The 15,141-nt window shown below is 49.4% G+C and carries 14 protein-coding genes; 1 reads left to right on the top strand and 13 read right to left on the bottom strand.

Annotated elements, in window-relative coordinates:
- The first annotated feature begins 15 nt into the window (after window positions 1-15).
- A complete protein-coding gene (locus HPY27_RS29205) occupies window positions 16-1,200 on the top strand; it encodes an amidohydrolase (protein ID WP_069845512.1) in 1,185 nt (394 codons plus the stop codon).
- A 58-nt stretch (window positions 1,201-1,258) separates the two neighbouring features.
- Here HPY27_RS29205 and HPY27_RS29200 read toward each other — a convergent pair whose 3' ends face one another.
- The 13 genes from HPY27_RS29200 to HPY27_RS29140 all read right to left on the bottom strand — a co-directional run bounded on the left by HPY27_RS29200 (window position 1,259) and on the right by HPY27_RS29140 (window position 15,081).
- A complete protein-coding gene (locus tag HPY27_RS29200) occupies window positions 1,259-2,434 on the bottom strand; it encodes an FAD-dependent monooxygenase (RefSeq protein ID WP_174226554.1) in 1,176 nt (391 codons plus the stop codon).
- Window positions 2,435-2,449: 15 nt separating this feature from the next.
- Window positions 2,450-3,364, bottom strand: a complete 915-nt coding sequence (gene cysK, locus HPY27_RS29195; protein ID WP_174226553.1) for a cysteine synthase A — start codon at window positions 3,362-3,364, stop codon at window positions 2,450-2,452.
- Window positions 3,365-3,497: 133 nt separating this feature from the next.
- Window positions 3,498-4,550, bottom strand: a complete 1,053-nt coding sequence (locus HPY27_RS29190) for a hypothetical protein (RefSeq protein WP_174226552.1) — start codon at window positions 4,548-4,550, stop codon at window positions 3,498-3,500.
- Between the two features lie 124 nt (window positions 4,551-4,674).
- A complete protein-coding gene (locus HPY27_RS29185; protein WP_174226551.1) occupies window positions 4,675-5,505 on the bottom strand; it encodes a hypothetical protein in 831 nt (276 codons plus the stop codon).
- A gap of 151 nt (window positions 5,506-5,656) precedes the next feature.
- On the bottom strand, window positions 5,657-6,643 hold the full coding sequence (locus HPY27_RS29180) for an ROK family protein (RefSeq protein WP_174226550.1): 987 nt from the start codon (window positions 6,641-6,643) through the stop codon (window positions 5,657-5,659).
- Window positions 6,644-6,670: 27 nt separating this feature from the next.
- Window positions 6,671-7,495, bottom strand: coding sequence for a sugar phosphate isomerase/epimerase family protein (locus tag HPY27_RS29175; RefSeq protein WP_174226549.1), 825 nt, complete (start codon window positions 7,493-7,495; stop codon window positions 6,671-6,673).
- A 5-nt stretch (window positions 7,496-7,500) separates the two neighbouring features.
- Entirely contained in the window at window positions 7,501-8,475 is a 975-nt protein-coding gene (locus HPY27_RS29170) for a Gfo/Idh/MocA family protein (RefSeq protein WP_174226548.1), read from the bottom strand.
- 15 nt (window positions 8,476-8,490) lie between these two features.
- Window positions 8,491-9,465: a Gfo/Idh/MocA family protein gene (locus HPY27_RS29165; RefSeq protein ID WP_174226547.1), complete on the bottom strand. Its 975-nt coding sequence runs from the start codon at window positions 9,463-9,465 to the stop codon at window positions 8,491-8,493.
- Between the two features lie 13 nt (window positions 9,466-9,478).
- Window positions 9,479-10,468: a Gfo/Idh/MocA family protein gene (locus tag HPY27_RS29160; protein WP_017251124.1), complete on the bottom strand. Its 990-nt coding sequence runs from the start codon at window positions 10,466-10,468 to the stop codon at window positions 9,479-9,481.
- 70 nt (window positions 10,469-10,538) lie between these two features.
- On the bottom strand, window positions 10,539-11,381 hold the full coding sequence (locus tag HPY27_RS29155; protein ID WP_174226546.1) for a carbohydrate ABC transporter permease: 843 nt from the start codon (window positions 11,379-11,381) through the stop codon (window positions 10,539-10,541).
- A gap of 30 nt (window positions 11,382-11,411) precedes the next feature.
- Window positions 11,412-12,371: a carbohydrate ABC transporter permease gene (locus HPY27_RS29150; protein WP_173622406.1), complete on the bottom strand. Its 960-nt coding sequence runs from the start codon at window positions 12,369-12,371 to the stop codon at window positions 11,412-11,414.
- 71 nt (window positions 12,372-12,442) lie between these two features.
- A complete protein-coding gene (locus tag HPY27_RS29145) occupies window positions 12,443-13,723 on the bottom strand; it encodes an ABC transporter substrate-binding protein (protein ID WP_017251121.1) in 1,281 nt (426 codons plus the stop codon).
- Between the two features lie 152 nt (window positions 13,724-13,875).
- Window positions 13,876-15,081: an ROK family transcriptional regulator gene (locus tag HPY27_RS29140; protein ID WP_017251120.1), complete on the bottom strand. Its 1,206-nt coding sequence runs from the start codon at window positions 15,079-15,081 to the stop codon at window positions 13,876-13,878.
- Window positions 15,082-15,141 lie beyond the last annotated feature (60 nt).

The raw sequence follows: 15,141 nt of genomic DNA, 5'->3' as shown, positions 1-15,141 counted from the left end.
AAAGGAGTGGGTTCGATGGAAGAAAAATGGTTTGCCCGACTGCAGGAGATTTATCCAGAGCTTGTTTCATTCAGACGTGATTTGCATATGTATCCCGAGCTTTCTTTTCAGGAGGAAAACACAGCGAAGAAAGTTGCGGACAAGCTGGCTTCTTTTGGTATAGAAGTACAAACCGGTGTCGGCGGCATGGGTGTTGTCGGTCTCTTGCGGGGTGGAAAGCCAGGAAAAACAGTTGCGTTGCGGGCTGACTTCGACGCCTTGCCCATTCAAGATGAAAAAGAAGTACCGTATAAGTCCCGCATTCCAGGCGTTATGCACGCTTGCGGTCACGATATACATACCTCAGGACTTTTGGGAGTCGCACAAGTGTTGAGCGAGTTTCGCGATGAGCTCCCAGGAAATGTGGTATTTCTGCATCAGTTCGCGGAAGAGCTGCCACCTGGTGGCGCCAAAGCCATGGTGGAGGCGGGTTGCCTCGAGGGAGTCGATGTCGTGTATGGCGCGCACGTCGCCTCCGAGCTTCCCGTAGGCACTGTCGGGATCGGTCATGGCTACATTACGGCAGCAGCAGACAGCTTTGAGATCGTCTTGTACGGAAAAGGCGGACACGGTGCTTATCCTCATACCTCCGTTGATCCAATCGTATTGGGCAGTCAGGTTGTCATGAATTTGCAGCAGATTGCCAGCCGTCAGGTAGATCCGCTGAAACAAGTCGTTCTGTCTGTTTGCTCCTTCGTGGGCGGGGGCGAAGCGTTCAACGTCATTCCTGATCAAGTAAAGCTAAAGGGAACCGTCCGCACGTATGACGAGGAAGTGAGAGTCGCGGTTGAGCAATCCCTGAAACGTATCGTGGAAGCCAGTTGCCAGGCAGTCGGCGCTACTTGCGAAATCATGTACCAACGCGGCTACCCAGCTACTTGGAACGATGAGACCGAGACTCCGCTTTTTGTAGCAGAAGCCAAGCGGATTTTTGGTGAGGAGCGCGTATTGAAAATCCCACCTGGCATGGGCGGAGAGGACTTTGCTTACTTTGCCCAAGAACGCCCCGCTACCTTCTTCATGGTCGGTGGGCGCAACCCGGAGATTCAGGCGACGTATCCGCATCATCATCCCAAATTCGATGTTGATGAGCGCTCCATGATTCAAACCGGTCAGTTATTCATTGCAGCGTTGCTAGCCTATCAGGCACGTCATCAATAAACGGATAAAGTTGAAAGGCAAGGGCCTCATGCACCTTGCCTTTTTTCTGCCGCCGTATTCACACCTCGTGTCCAACAATCCAGTCCAGTCTTCTGCTCTGGATACGGGCAGGAATCGTTTTTAACAGGAAATGACGGGTCGCGATGGCCAGCGGATTTTCCCACTGGGTGACTGCCCCCATTAAGCGCGAACCTTTCACAATTGCATTCGCCCGCTTCTTCCGTTTCTCTTCATACATACGCAAAGCATAAGCCGAGTCCGAGTCCGAGTCCGCATCGGCTTCTGCCAAGCATCTGGCCAGCACAAGTGCGTCTTCCATTCCCTGACCCGCTCCTTGCCCCAGATTCGGCAGCATCGGATGGGCCGCATCGCCTACTAATGTAACTCGGCCCTCACTCCATCTCCTGAGTGGTGCACGATCGTAAATATCATGCCGCAAGATGGCTGCATCCTCTGTCGCCTCAATCACTGCACGTACTGGCTCATACCAGCCATCCAGTCGGCGCAAAGTCTCTCGCTTTCGGCCCAGCGGTCCATCCTTTTCTCCCTCAGGTGCATTGATAGCGGCAAACCAATGAATTCGATTGTTGCCGATATGGGAAAACCCGAAACGAATCCCCCTGCCCCATGCTTCAAAGCCGCCTCCTGACTCCAGTGGATAACGAGGGTCTTGGTAAGTAGCAATCCCGCGAATCGCCGTGTACCCGGAGTATCTCATCGACTCTTCACCGAACAGTCTCTTCCGTACATGAGAATGAATCCCGTCCGCTCCGATCAGAATCGCCCCCTGTGTACTTGACCCATCTGCAAAAGCGGCTTGAACGCTTGCTTCTTTTTGAGAAAAAGAAACGAACTGCTTGCCTAAAACCAATTCATGTGTTGAGATTTTCGCCAAAAGAGCCTGCTGTAGATCAGCCCGATGAATCAAGTAGCTGTCAGCCCCGTACCGTTCTGCTTGTTCCGTGACAGGTAGCTCGACTAACAAATTTCCCTTCCAGTCGCGAATCCTTGCTGAATGGACAGCTGCCCCAAGCTCGCGTACTTCCTGTCCAACTCCCAGCTTATCCAATGCCTTCATCGCATTGGCAGCCAAAACGATTCCAGCACCGATTCCTTTATGCTCCTGTGCCTGCTCATAAAGCGTCACTTGCCACCCCTTTTGCTTCAAGGCAAGCGCTGATGCAAGCCCGCTCAAGCCTGCCCCAATGATCAGTGCGTGTTTTTCGTTGCTCATCGCCTTTTCTCCTAATTAGAAAAGATTCATACTCAAATACCGCTCCCCTGTGTCAGGCGCAATGCAAACGACCCGCTTACCCACTCCCAGCCTTTTCGCAATCGTGATGGCAGCAAAGACCGAGGCACCCGATGAAGGCCCGACGAGAATCCCTTCCAACGCTGCAAGCTGCCTCATGCTTTGTAGGGCGTCTTCGTCTGCGATTTGAATGATTTCATTATAAATGTTTGTATTGAGGATTTGCGGAACAAAACCAGGGCTCGTGCCGACCAGTTTATGTGGGCCAGGCTTTCCGCCAGACAGAACCGGGGAGCCTTTTGGTTCGACGACAGCGATATACAGCTCTGGGAGCTTTTCCCGCAACGCTTCGCCTGTCCCGGTAATCGTTCCACCTGTCCCAGCAGTGGCGACAAAAGCATCCAGTCGACCATTCGTTTGCGTAAAAATTTCCTCAGCTGTCGTCGTTCGATGAATGTCCGGGTTCGCCTGATTCTCGAATTGCTGAGGAATAAAGCTGCGCGGAATCTCTTTTTGCAGCTCTTGCGCTTTGGCAATCGCCCCCGGCATTCTCAGCTCGCTCGGTGTCAATACCACCTCTGCCCCATACGCTTTCAATATATTGATCCGTTCCTTCGACATATTGTCAGGCATGACCAAAATCGCGCGATAGCCTTTTGCTGCGGCATTCATCGCCAAGCCGATTCCGGTATTTCCGCTCGTCGGCTCTATGATCGTATCCCCCGGTTGGATCAGTCCCGCTTGCTCAGCCGTCAAAATCAGATTGTAGGCAGCGCGGTCCTTCACACTCCCGGACGGATTGAATTTCTCCAACTTCACAAAAACTTCTGCTGCTCCTTCAGGAACCATGCGCCTCAGTCGAACAATCGGCGTATTTCCAATCAATTCGGTAATGTTCTGGTAGACGCTCATCGTACTCCTCCTGGAAAATTTGCCTTATGATTATCTCTTAGTAATACTATAAGAATAATACAATTTTTTCGACCTGAAAACGACAAGGGTGCCCAAATGGGAAAAAGCTCTCGAATGAGAGCCTTTTTCCTGTCTAAAAACCATACTTTGCTTTTGTCTGATTCAGTACATTCACCGCTTGTTGATACAGGCCGTGCGCGGTTTCTTTCACTTTTGCTTGTCCGCTTTTGTCTACCGAGCCTTGGCGCTGCTTCGCCTGCGCGATTGAATCGGTCGCCGTCTTGACTGCTGCATGGATTGCTTTTTCCCTTTTCTCGGCATCCGGCACGCTCGCTTTGATTTCCGCCCATATCGTTTGGATATCCTTCAAGTCGGTCTCCATGATGGCGATCATTTCCTGCATGTTTTTGTTTTTATCCTGGATGGAACCATCCATCGTGTTCATCCCATCGACCAACACTTTCATACTACCCAGTGTTCCTTGCATGACCTCGAATTCCATCTTGCTCAAGTCTGGCTGTGTCGAATAGGTACGAATCTCTTCCAACAGTCTTTGCAGCTCCGCTATTTGATCGTTTGAAAACTGCGCTTCATCCGTAAATTGCAGCTCGTCCAAATACTTTGCCGTTTCAATCAGATCAGCCTCTAGCTTTCCTGTCTGTTCTACTTTTTTGGCGAAGTCGACACGTGCTGCTTCTTTGACTCTTTGTTCTGCTACTTCTTTCTTTTTTACTTCCGCTTCCTCGTTGATGCGCTTGGTTAATGTCGCCAATTTGCTTTCGTACGCGCTTTTGTTTGTGGCAACAAGACTCGTCAGTCCCTTATTCTCTTCCATAAGCAGGCCGTCAAATTGGAGCTCATCACCGTTCACTGTGCCGATGATATCCTGGCCAGTTGCCGGATTTTTGAGTGTCAGCTTCTCCCCATCCAGCGTTCCCTCCAGCAAGATCGACTCCGTTTTCAGAACAGGGATGCTGTCTTCTGCTTCGACGATGGAATCCTTCATTTCAACGTTTACTTTCTCGTTATTCACCGTGACACTCGTGTATAGCATGCGTGTATCGTCTTCATACAAATACCCTTCCGCCAGTGTCACAGGACCAAGGAATCGATAGCCTGCGTATCCCAGCAATGCGACGATGACCAGAGCCATGACGATCATGATGCTTTTGTTTTTTCCCTTCATGCTGCGACCCCTTTACCCACAATTTCTATTACGTTTGACCTGTTTTTCTTGCCAAAACGTGCCATAGTTTTATGATACATGAATCGCGGGGGAAAACCCTATGAGTCTAAAGGCCAAAACAAGCTTAAATATAGGTATTACCAAAATCGTGGCTAAAATCGAGCGTTTGGTTTTCTTCAATCGTAATTTTTGAAAGTTCATGTTTATACAACAAAAACGTAGCGGCTTCGAAATTTTCCCAATCCCTAACGTACGGATTTAACGTAAAGGCAGTAAGGTCATCTACAGGTTCCTGCACATTTCGAATGGTTTGTTTTGACACTACTAAGATATGATACTCCCCAGCAGGCACGTTGCCGATCTCGTAATTTCCATACCCATTTGCTTTTGCAGCATACAATCCCGAGCCTTTTGGAGCAATGGTATCATACGCAAACATACCCTCTTCCAGATCTGTAATCGTATTTTTATCAAAGTCAGTAGGAATGAGGTAAATCCTTGCATTCACATCCGGCTTCGTCCCAACAAAATCGTTATATTGCCACGTAATCGTGCCCTTGAGTGATCCCTTTTCAGTAGGAAGTTCGGTTCGTGCTACCTGTCCTCGCTCATTACTTTGTTGGCCTGGCGTTTCGACGGGATAGGCCGCTGGCATTGCCACGTCCGTTGCACCAGTTCCCTCAGAGGAAACAGCTACAGCGTTTGAATGCTGATTTGTGCCCGCTTCTTGATCTGTCGACGCCGGACTTTTGGGTGCAGGAGTCGTTGCAGGCTGATTCACTTCCTTTTTCGCTACAGGTCGCGCACCTAGTAAATCATCAAGATTTTTCCCAGATAAATAGAAAATAGCACCGCTGGCGATTCCGAGGATTAAGGCAACTACAAACAAAAAAGTAATGAGTTCTTTGAAAAATCCTGGCTTCTTCGCTGCTTTTGCTGTTTTGGCTTCTGCCATGGTACCCCTCCGTCTATTTCTCTCTATTCATGCGAAAATTTTCCAATCTATATTTTACCAAAAGAAAAGAATCTAGGTCTAGGCTTCTATGTCCGCTTTCATAGGAAAAAGCCGATGTATTCAAACATCGGCCCCCACAACTCTCATTCTATTAAACCTCAACCATTTCACGCTCGGACGGATAATACATGCCTGCTGCACCGAGCACACCTGCTTCCGCTCCGATCGTCGTCAACTGGATGCTCACTTGGTTTGCCATCCGAGAGATAGAGCGCTCGCGAATGACGTTCTTCGCTTCCGCAAGCAGTAGCTGTCCGTTCTTCATCACACCGCCACCAATGACGATCACCTGCGGATTGAACAGATGGATCAGATTAGTCAGCCCGACCCCGAGATAATAACCAGCTTCCTTCATCAAGGTCATACTGAGTAAGTCTCCCCGAACCGCTGCCTCTCCAACCTCTCTCGCCGTTATCCTGCTCAGGTCATTCCCATTTTCAACGAGCAATGAGCTGGTAACACCCTGTAGAAGCTGTTCCCTAGCTCTACTTCCCAAAGCCAGCCCAGACGTGTAATTTTCCAGACATCCTCTATTCCCGCACACGCACAACGGTCCTTCGGGATCAAGCGAAATATGCCCGAACTCCCCGGCACTATCGCCAACACCTGTCATCAGCCGTCCTCCACTAATAATGCCAGCACCAACACCCGTACTGACCGTTACATAGATCAAGTCTTTCGTGCCTCTTGCACTTCCAAACGCCCATTCTGCTACCGCTGCTGCATTGGCATCATTGATCAATTGCACAGCTACGCCAAACCGCTCCTGAAGCATCGCGCCGATCGGCACATCGCTCCAGTTTAGATTGCTCGCAAAAATGACCATTTGGCGCTGTGTATCAATAATTCCCGCAGTTGCAATCCCGATCCCGCGAATGCGAGAGAGATGGATGCCGCTATCGTCTAAGACAGTCTGCACCAAATCACCGATACGACCGATGACTGTCTGCGCTGCCTCTTCTGTTTGGGTCGCTGCGTTCGCCTGACTGAGGATATTGCCATGCTGGTCGACGATCGCGGCTATGATCTTGGTACCACCCAGATCAATCCCGATGGCATATGGTTTGTCTTGATTCATCTTACGCTTCACATCCTTGCTGTCCATTCACGATTGAAAAATGGCGTCCAACGCTTGGGACGTATGCGCGATCAATTGCTCAGGCAACTGGCTATAAGGCGAGATTTCCGGGATAATGTAGCCGTCGTACCCGATCTCACGCAATGCTTCCACCACACGGTTCCATGGAATATCGCCAGCAAGCAGCGGCACGAAACCTGTGATGTTGCCAGTCGACGTCTTGAAATCTTTGACGTGAATAGCTCGGATTCTCTTGCCCAAAATGCGAATCCATTGCTCAGGAAAACCGAATTGCAGCACGTTGCCTACATCAAAATAAGCACCTACCCATGGACTGTCTACTTCATCGATCAAGCGGGCCATCTCCAGTGGACTGAGCAAAAACTTGTTCCACACGTTTTCTACCCCAATGTATACCTGATGCTGCTCTGCCTTTTTTGCCAAGCGCTGCAATGCTTCACGCGCTCGCTCGTAGGCCGTATCATACGACACCTCAGCCGTTACGAGACCTGGGACGACAAGAACGGTCCGTGAGCCAAAAATGCTTGCCGCCTCTATCATTTTCTCGACAACACGAATGCCTTGCTCGCGGATCGCTTCCTCATTGTGTGTCAACGGATATTTCCATAAAAGAGCCGTAGAGACGCTTGGCAGCTCCAAACCGAGCTCGCGAGCCTCATCCGCCAAGCCCTTTAATTCCTGCTCTGTCATTTCTAGATGAAAGGGAGCATCTCCCTCGTCCAAATTCAGTTCTACCCCTTGATAGCCATGTGCTTTCGCCTGGCGAAACATTTCTTGCACGCTCGTTTCCTTTGGGAAGCACCACGCATTGATCCCCTTTTGAAAAGCCATGTTGCTCACTCCCCTTTTCTCAAAATAGTGACAGGCTTCCCTTCTTGTGCCGATTGATTCGCTGCCAACGTTACTTCTAGCGTCTTTCTCGCTGATTCATACGGCGACAGAATCAAGCTGCGATCCCCTGTCAAAATCGCTGTGATAAACGCCCGATCTTGCTCCACGTACATATTCACTGCGCTCTCTTTCGTACGTGTTCCCTGCTCATCCATGATCACTACTTTCTTTCCGTCGATCATGACGCGGAAATCTTTGCCCAAGATTTCTACATTCGTACGGTGATCCTGCTGGATGAAACACGTATCCAGATGTCCTAGCGCCCCTGACTGAAACACCATACTGATGGAAGTCACGTCCGGAATATCGATGTTTGGAATGTCACGCGAGACGAGCAAGGCCATCTGCGCATAGACCTTCTCGATATCTCCCGCCAAATACCGCATCATGTCCAGCGTATGTGTCGCCTGCTCGACAAGCTGTCCACCTGACTTGCCCATTTCCCTCCACCAAGGTGTCGTGACGAACTTGGTCAAATAATGGCCGCGGACGAGTGCAATCGACTTGCCCTCCAAGTACGCTTTCGTTTCCTGCACGATATCGAGATAGCGCAGGCAATAGCCCGTCGCGGTGATAATCCCTGCCTTTTCAATCGCCGCTTGCTTTTCGTTCACTTTCTGTATGTCCAGCCCAATTGGCTTTTCCACAAACAGATGAATGCCTTTCGCCGCCGCCGTTTCCTCAATCTCTTCATGTGCAAAAGGAGGGACGCACACAAACAAAGCATCCAGCTTTTCTACCTCCAATAGCTCACGCCAAGAGGTGTAGCCATGCGCACCAATGCGCTCAGCAGTCTCTGCAGCCGCCTCATGGTTCACGTCGCACACTGCAACGACCTTTACCCTTTCGTCCGTCAACAAGCCTTTCAAATGATGCTGCCCGATTCCACCTACGCCGATCATGCCTACACGTACACTCATGCGTTATTCACCGTCCTAGCGTAATACAACTGGTTGCTTCTGTTCAGCAGATTGATAAGCTGCGAGTGCTACTTCCACCGCTCGCAAGCCGTCTTCACCGGTAATCGACGGTGCTTTCTTTTCACGCACGCTGGTGACGAAATCTTTGACCAATTGACTGTCCATGTCATCGCCCCAGTTGACCCACTTCAAGCCTTTTTCATTGGAATAGACATCCAGCTTTTGAGAAAAAGCGTCGAGCGAGATCGTGCCTTCTGTCCCGATAATTTCCATCGTCACGTCTCCCCATGTCGGGAAGGCCTTGTTGCGAGACCAGCTGCAATCGAGTGTGGCAAAAACTCCGTTCTCAAATTCCATGGTCAAAATGCCGCAATCATCAATCGGTGTATCGGAAAACTTGCTGTCTACCTCCGCATAAACCTCACGCACTTCAGAGTCCATGAACCAGCGCATCAAATCAACAACGTGAACCGTGTGATCGATCACTGCACCTCCGCCGGATTTTTCCGGATCGACGAACCAGCCACCAGGATTTTGTCCACGGTTCGTACCCCGAATCGCCATGATACGTCCGATCTTACCTTGCTCCACCAATTGCTTTGCTCGCACGACAGCCGGATGGAATCGCACTGGGAATGCCGTCTGCAAAATGACGCTCTGTTCGCGGCAAAAGTCAATCATTTCTTGAGCAGCCTCTGCTGTTGTCGCCAGCGGTTTTTCGCACAAGATGTGCTTGCCAGCCTTCGCTGCCGCTAACGTATGCTCTTGGTGCTTGGCATTTTCCGAGGTGACGATGACCGCATCGATACCCGTTGCGAGCAGCTCATGATAATCGGAGAAGAACGGAACGCCAAACGTTTCAGCCGCCGCCTTTCCGCGCACTTCATCCTCGTCTGCTACCCCGACCAATTGAACCCCATCTAATTTCGCAACCGCATTTGCGTAGCTGTATGCATGCATATGTGCAACACTGATGATTCCGAGTTTCATGTCCAGTCCCCTCCTACACCAAAGTTACGGGTTTGCCCGTTTCGATTGACACAAGCGCAGCACGAGCGATTTCTACCGCTTTCACGGCATCTTCTGCCGTCACGAGTGGCTCCAGATCACGGTCGATGCATTCGATGAAATGCTTCAATTCTCTGAAATACGGGTTTTCACGCAACGGACTCTCCGGAACTGCTACTCCGCTCATACCCGCTTGCTTCGAGCGATTAACCGCCACTAACGGTTTTTCCTTCGAACTGTCGTAGGCAATGATGCCTTCCTTTCCTGCCAGCTCCATTTTCATCGCGAAGCCTTCATGTGCCCATGAGCCTTCCACATGTGCAATCATGCCGTTCTTGAAGCGAAGCGTAACGAGTGCGTAATCCATCCGGGCAAACCCTCGGCCAAGCAAGCCTTTCGCGTACACACGCTCCACATCCCCGAAGCACCAACGCAAAAAGTCAAAATCGTGAATGATCATATCTAAAACAAGGCTGCCACTGTTTTTGTAGTCGGCGTACCAGTCGTTCCACGCTGTCGGGAAGATACCACCGCGGAACGTACGTGCCACACCAACGTTGCCAATCGCGCCGTCATTAACCAGCTGACGGGACTTCTCGTACTCTGGGAAAAAGCGCAGGACGTGTCCGACGAACAGCTTGACGTTCTTCTCCCGGCAATAATCAACGATAAAACGAGCTTCTTCCTTATCACGAGCCAACGGCTTTTCGCAAATGACATGCTTGCCTGCATCCGCTGCCTTTTTCACATAGGTTTTATGCAGGTACGTAGGCAAACACACATCTATGATGTCGACCTGCGCCAGTTTTTCCATAGCTTCTTCATAGCTCTCAAACCATTCCGTCTTTGTCTCGGCTGCTAGCTCTTTTCCTCTCTCGCTGCGGATATCGACGATCCCGACCAGCTTGACGTTTTCCATGGCAGCATACGATTTCGCGTGAACAGTCCCCATGGTGCCTGCTCCGATTACCAGAACATGATTCATAATGGTTTCACTCCTTTTTTCGAAAATGACTATTTACGGTTGTTCAAAAAGCCAACTTTTTGAACTTGTACTATTTGGACCCAGTTAGGGTAATTCCCTCGACAAAATGCTTCTGCATGAAAATAAAGACGATAATCATCGGCCAAATGGCAAGAACGGAGCCCGCCATCAATATCGGGTAGTTCGTCAAATTGGTGTGCTCGCCTGTCAAGTACGCCAAGCCAGCAGAGAGCGGCATTTTATCAGGCGTGCTGTTGACGATCAGCGGCCACATCAGGTCGTTCCAAGACCACAGCGCTACGAAAATGGCGAGTGCGATCAAACCGGGCTTCGCCAGCGGTAGCATAATTCTCCAGTAAATCTGAAAATGGTTGCAGCCATCGAGCTTCGCTGCTTCTTCCAGTTCTTTTGGCAGCGACATGAAAAACTGACGCAGTAGAAACGTGCCGAATGCACTGAACAAGCCCGGTACAATCAATGCTGTCAACGTATTCAGCCAGCCGAGCTCTTTCATAATCATAAATTGCGGGAGCAGAAACACCTGACCTGGCACCATCAAAACGGTCAAGAACAGGATGAACAAGGCGTTTCGCCCTGGAAATTCAATTCGCGCGAATGCGTACGCCGCAAGTGAGCAAAGGAATACTTGCCCGACTACCTTCGCCAAGGTTGTGATCACGGTATTCCAATAAAAATCCAAGAACGGCAGCATCTCAAAAATATGGGTGTAGTTCTCCCATTGATACTTGGTCGGCAAAATGACCGGAGGCACCTGTGTCGATTCGCCCAGTGACTTGAGCGAAGTGAGAACCATCCAGATGAATGGCGCAATCATCACGAGAGCACCTGCAATCAACAGCAGATGAATGAACAACTTCTTGCCCATTTTGTTCCGACTCGTATAAACACTCATTCCATATCCCTCCCGTCTGTTCAGCTTTGATTAATCATAGTGAACCCATTTTTTCTGCAATTTCATTTGAATAGCCGTGACAATCAGGATCATCACCAGAAGCACGACGGCAACCGCGGCCGCATAGCCACCGTTCCCTGATTCAAATCCATTGGTAAAGAACAAGTACGCCATCGTTTGCGTTTGCTCAGTAGCTGGATTGCCCATTTTGCTTCCAAGCATCAGATAAATCAGGTCAAATACCTGAAAAGCCCCAATCAAGGAAGTGATACTGACGAAAAAGATGGAAGGAGTCAACAGCGGCAACGTAATCTTGAAAAACATGCGAACCGGTCCTGCGCCGTCAATTTCTGCTGCTTCGTAATAGCTTCTCGGGATGCCTTGCAGTCCGGCCAGGAAAATCACCATGTTGTATCCGATGGAGCTCCAAACGGCAACGATAATCACCGCATACAAAGCAATAGCGGGATCAGATATCCAGCGTGGCCCCTCAATGCCTACCAAGCCCAGTAAATAATTGATCAGACCGTAATCAGCGTTGTACAACCATCTCCACACCATCGCCACCGCTGCCGCCATCGTCACAACGGGCAGGAAGTACAGGGTGCGATAAATCGTAATCCCCTTAATTTTCTGATTAAGCAGCACAGCGATAAAAATGGAGATAGCGATACCGACAGGAACTGCGATCACTGTATAAATCAGCGTGTTTTTCAGCGCGATCCACAAGTAAGGGTCCTTGAACAACAACTCGTAATTATGTAAGCCAGCCCACTTGTACTTGCCGAATCCCCCCCATTTGGTAAAGCTCAAATAAATGGTTTGTACAATCGGCCATAAGTAGAAGACACTCAACCCGATCAGTGTCGGAGCAATCATGAGATACGCCCAGAACCAATCATTTCTCTTCATATGATTCAACGATTTTTTCGTTTTTTGCTGGACGGCGGCGTGCATTTCAGGCTGCAACTGGCTGCTCATCGCATTCATTCCCTCCTTACATAAGCTTTTCAAAAAAGGATGGCCTCGTCCATGATACGAAGCCATCCATCATGGACCTTCTATTCTTGGCTAAGCATTTCGTTCATTTTTTGCGCGAGCTCTTTGGATGCATCCTCTACGCTCATTTGTCCAGCCCAAGCCTTGGTCATGAGTTCTGTTTCCAGCTTGGCCCATTTTGCCGTGTCCTTCGAGATCGGATACGGTTTCGCTACAGCTGCCTGATCAATAAAAATTTTCAGATTAAAGTTCGGCATGGATTGTATCCATGTATCCTGTGTTCCGTTAAATGCCGGAATCGCAGCACCCGATTTTGCCAGGATTTCTGCCCCTTCTTTCGAGCCCAAGAATTTCACGAATTCCCATGCTTCCTTCGGATGTTTGGTATTAGCCGAAATCACGTTGCCCAGGCCGTGAATGACGCTTGTGTTCTCTTTCCCTTTTGGAAGATACGTCACGTCCACTTTGTCCTTTGTATACTCATTCTTATTAAAAGCGGATGCCATCCATGATCCGTTGTACATCATCGCGATCTTGCCTGATTCAAACAGCTGTGTTGCCTCTGTTTCGGACAATTGCGCTGCTGTTGGCGATGCTTTTTCGTTGATCAGGTCTGTCCAAAACTTGAGGCCATCGATCGTTTCCGGTTTGTCATAGCCGGACGTTTTCTTGTCTTCCGAAATAATATAGCCACCGTTTTGATAGATCGTGTTATAGAAGCCGTCCTGTCCATAAGGAGGTGCTGCAATTCCCCAAACGCCTTTTTTCTCATCAGTCAGTTGCTTTGCTACTTCCTTCAGCTTGTTCCAATCCCAAGTTTCGTCTGGATACGGTACTTTTGCGTCGTCAAACAGCTTCTTGTTGTACCAAAGGCCAATGGTGTCGAAATCTTTCGGTAGCGCGTAGTTTTGTCCATCGTAGGTGTAGAGATCAACGAGAGCTTTCGGATAATTGTTCAGATCGATGCCATCTGCCTTCATTTGATCTGTAAGCGGCAAGAGCATGTCATTCGCTGCGTATTTAATGATACGTGGACCATTAATCCAAAAAATGTCCGGCAAGGTGCCACCCGTTGCGGCTGCCTCCATCTTTGTCCAGTATTGCTTGTTAGGCGTTAGCTCTATTTTGATGTCCACGTTCGGGTTCTTTTCGTTAAACTTTTTCGCCATTTCCTCCATCGCAGGCAATTGGTTTTTGTCCCACAGCGCATATGTGAGCGTTACCTTTTCACCTGAAGCAGCACTGCCAGTCGTTCCAGCTGGTGCGGAGCTCTGTCCACCGCCCGAACATCCTGCCACTGCTACCAAGAGAGCAGCCATTGCAATCGAAACCAACTTCTTCATCAGAAATCCCTCCTCGATTTACGTTCTCCTCTTTTACCCCCAAAATATTGCCAAGCACGACACGCTCCCCTTTTCGACTCGCCCCCTTTCAACGATTTTTGATGGGTTGACTTTCTTTTTCCAATGACCAAATAAAGTTTGCAAAAAAGATGTTACAAGCTGAAGTGAAAAACATCTTGTAACAAAACAGCAGCAGCAGCCTTGACCTCGAAATCAGCCCCCAGTACCGTTGGACGGAATTCCAGCCCTTCGACCATCGTCCCCATCGCTTGAGCCATTACTTGTTTTTGGATGCGCTCAAACAACACTTGATTGTCCCGGATCATTTCTCCACCCAGTATGATCAGGCTCGGGTTGAACAAATTCACCAGATTCACAATACCGATCGACATGTACGAAGCGATTTCGTCGACGATGTCTTGGCATACTTGATCCCCCTGATGCAGTGCTTGGCGAAAAACATCAAATGTGATTTTTGTCATATCTCCGTCTGCCAAATCCATGACGAGCGTTTCTTTTCCGCGTGTAACGGCGGACAGTATACCTGAGTAAATGGCTGGCCACGCCACGTAGTTTTCCAAACAACCAACGTTGCCGCAGTCACAGCGCATCCCGCTTCGATCGACTGTCGTATGTCCGAATTCACCTGCTCCACCACGACTTCCACGGAAGATGGAACCGTTTACAACGAGACCCGAACCAACCCCTTCTCCTACGGTGACAAACAGGAGATTATTAGCATTCAGTCCACCACCGAAGTTTTTTTCTGCCAGGGCGATTGCATTGGCATCATTGTCGAGCCAAGTTTTTAGCCCAAAACGCTCTTCTGCCATGTCCTTTAACGGAACATCATGCAAGCGCAGCTTGGAGTTGAATCGGATGACCCCACTCGCTGCATCGACAATCCCTGGTGCGATGATGGAAATTCCAAGACAACGGCTGACATCATCCACCGACTGGAGAAAGTCCTCGATCGAATCCAGCACATACTGGATGATCAGGTCACTCACTAGACCAGCTTTTACCGGATAGATTTTCTTTTGCTTTGTAGCCGCTTCCAAATTCATTTCGGCAATCGTAATCGCTGTATTCGTAATAGAGACGCCAATCAAAAACTTCCCGTCTGGACAGAAGCGAACCATAATCGGCTTACGGCCACCCTTTGACTCACCTGTTCCATCTTCTGCAACCATTCCGTCACGGATCAGCTCATTGACTGCCGAGGTGACTGTAGTTGGACTGATGCCCTGCTTTTTGGCGATATCACTTCGCGAGATGGGCCCAAACTGGCGAATGGTGTCGAGTATAATAAAGCGATTGAGCTCTTGGATTAGTTTCAGATCTCCAGTTCTGCGCATCGTATTCGTTCATCCTTTATTTTTCCAATGACTTTATAAAGTGATCATACTGAAATTTGT

It is taken from the genome of Brevibacillus sp. HB1.1, assembly GCF_013332445.1.
Lineage (GTDB): Bacteria > Bacillota > Bacilli > Brevibacillales > Brevibacillaceae > Brevibacillus > Brevibacillus porteri.
The sequence above is the reverse complement of the archived record's forward strand: the minus strand, read 5'-3'. Positions and strand labels throughout refer to the sequence as shown.

Bases quoted from the DNA above. Each gene is read 5' to 3' on its own strand.
- HPY27_RS29205 (WP_069845512.1), top strand. From the start codon at position 16: ATGGAAGAAAAATGGTTTGCCCGACTGCAGGAGATTTATCCAGAGCTT.
- HPY27_RS29200 (WP_174226554.1), bottom strand. From the start codon at position 2,434: ATGAGCAACGAAAAACACGCACTGATCATTGGGGCAGGCTTGAGCGGG.
- cysK (WP_174226553.1), bottom strand. From the start codon at position 3,364: ATGAGCGTCTACCAGAACATTACCGAATTGATTGGAAATACGCCGATT.
- HPY27_RS29190 (WP_174226552.1), bottom strand. From the start codon at position 4,550: ATGAAGGGAAAAAACAAAAGCATCATGATCGTCATGGCTCTGGTCATC.
- HPY27_RS29185 (WP_174226551.1), bottom strand. From the start codon at position 5,505: ATGGCAGAAGCCAAAACAGCAAAAGCAGCGAAGAAGCCAGGATTTTTC.
- HPY27_RS29180 (WP_174226550.1), bottom strand. From the start codon at position 6,643: ATGAATCAAGACAAACCATATGCCATCGGGATTGATCTGGGTGGTACC.
- HPY27_RS29175 (WP_174226549.1), bottom strand. From the start codon at position 7,495: ATGGCTTTTCAAAAGGGGATCAATGCGTGGTGCTTCCCAAAGGAAACG.
- HPY27_RS29170 (WP_174226548.1), bottom strand. From the start codon at position 8,475: ATGAGTGTACGTGTAGGCATGATCGGCGTAGGTGGAATCGGGCAGCAT.
- HPY27_RS29165 (WP_174226547.1), bottom strand. From the start codon at position 9,465: ATGAAACTCGGAATCATCAGTGTTGCACATATGCATGCATACAGCTAC.
- HPY27_RS29160 (WP_017251124.1), bottom strand. From the start codon at position 10,468: ATGAATCATGTTCTGGTAATCGGAGCAGGCACCATGGGGACTGTTCAC.
- HPY27_RS29155 (WP_174226546.1), bottom strand. From the start codon at position 11,381: ATGAGTGTTTATACGAGTCGGAACAAAATGGGCAAGAAGTTGTTCATT.
- HPY27_RS29150 (WP_173622406.1), bottom strand. From the start codon at position 12,371: ATGAATGCGATGAGCAGCCAGTTGCAGCCTGAAATGCACGCCGCCGTC.
- HPY27_RS29145 (WP_017251121.1), bottom strand. From the start codon at position 13,723: ATGAAGAAGTTGGTTTCGATTGCAATGGCTGCTCTCTTGGTAGCAGTG.
- HPY27_RS29140 (WP_017251120.1), bottom strand. From the start codon at position 15,081: ATGCGCAGAACTGGAGATCTGAAACTAATCCAAGAGCTCAATCGCTTT.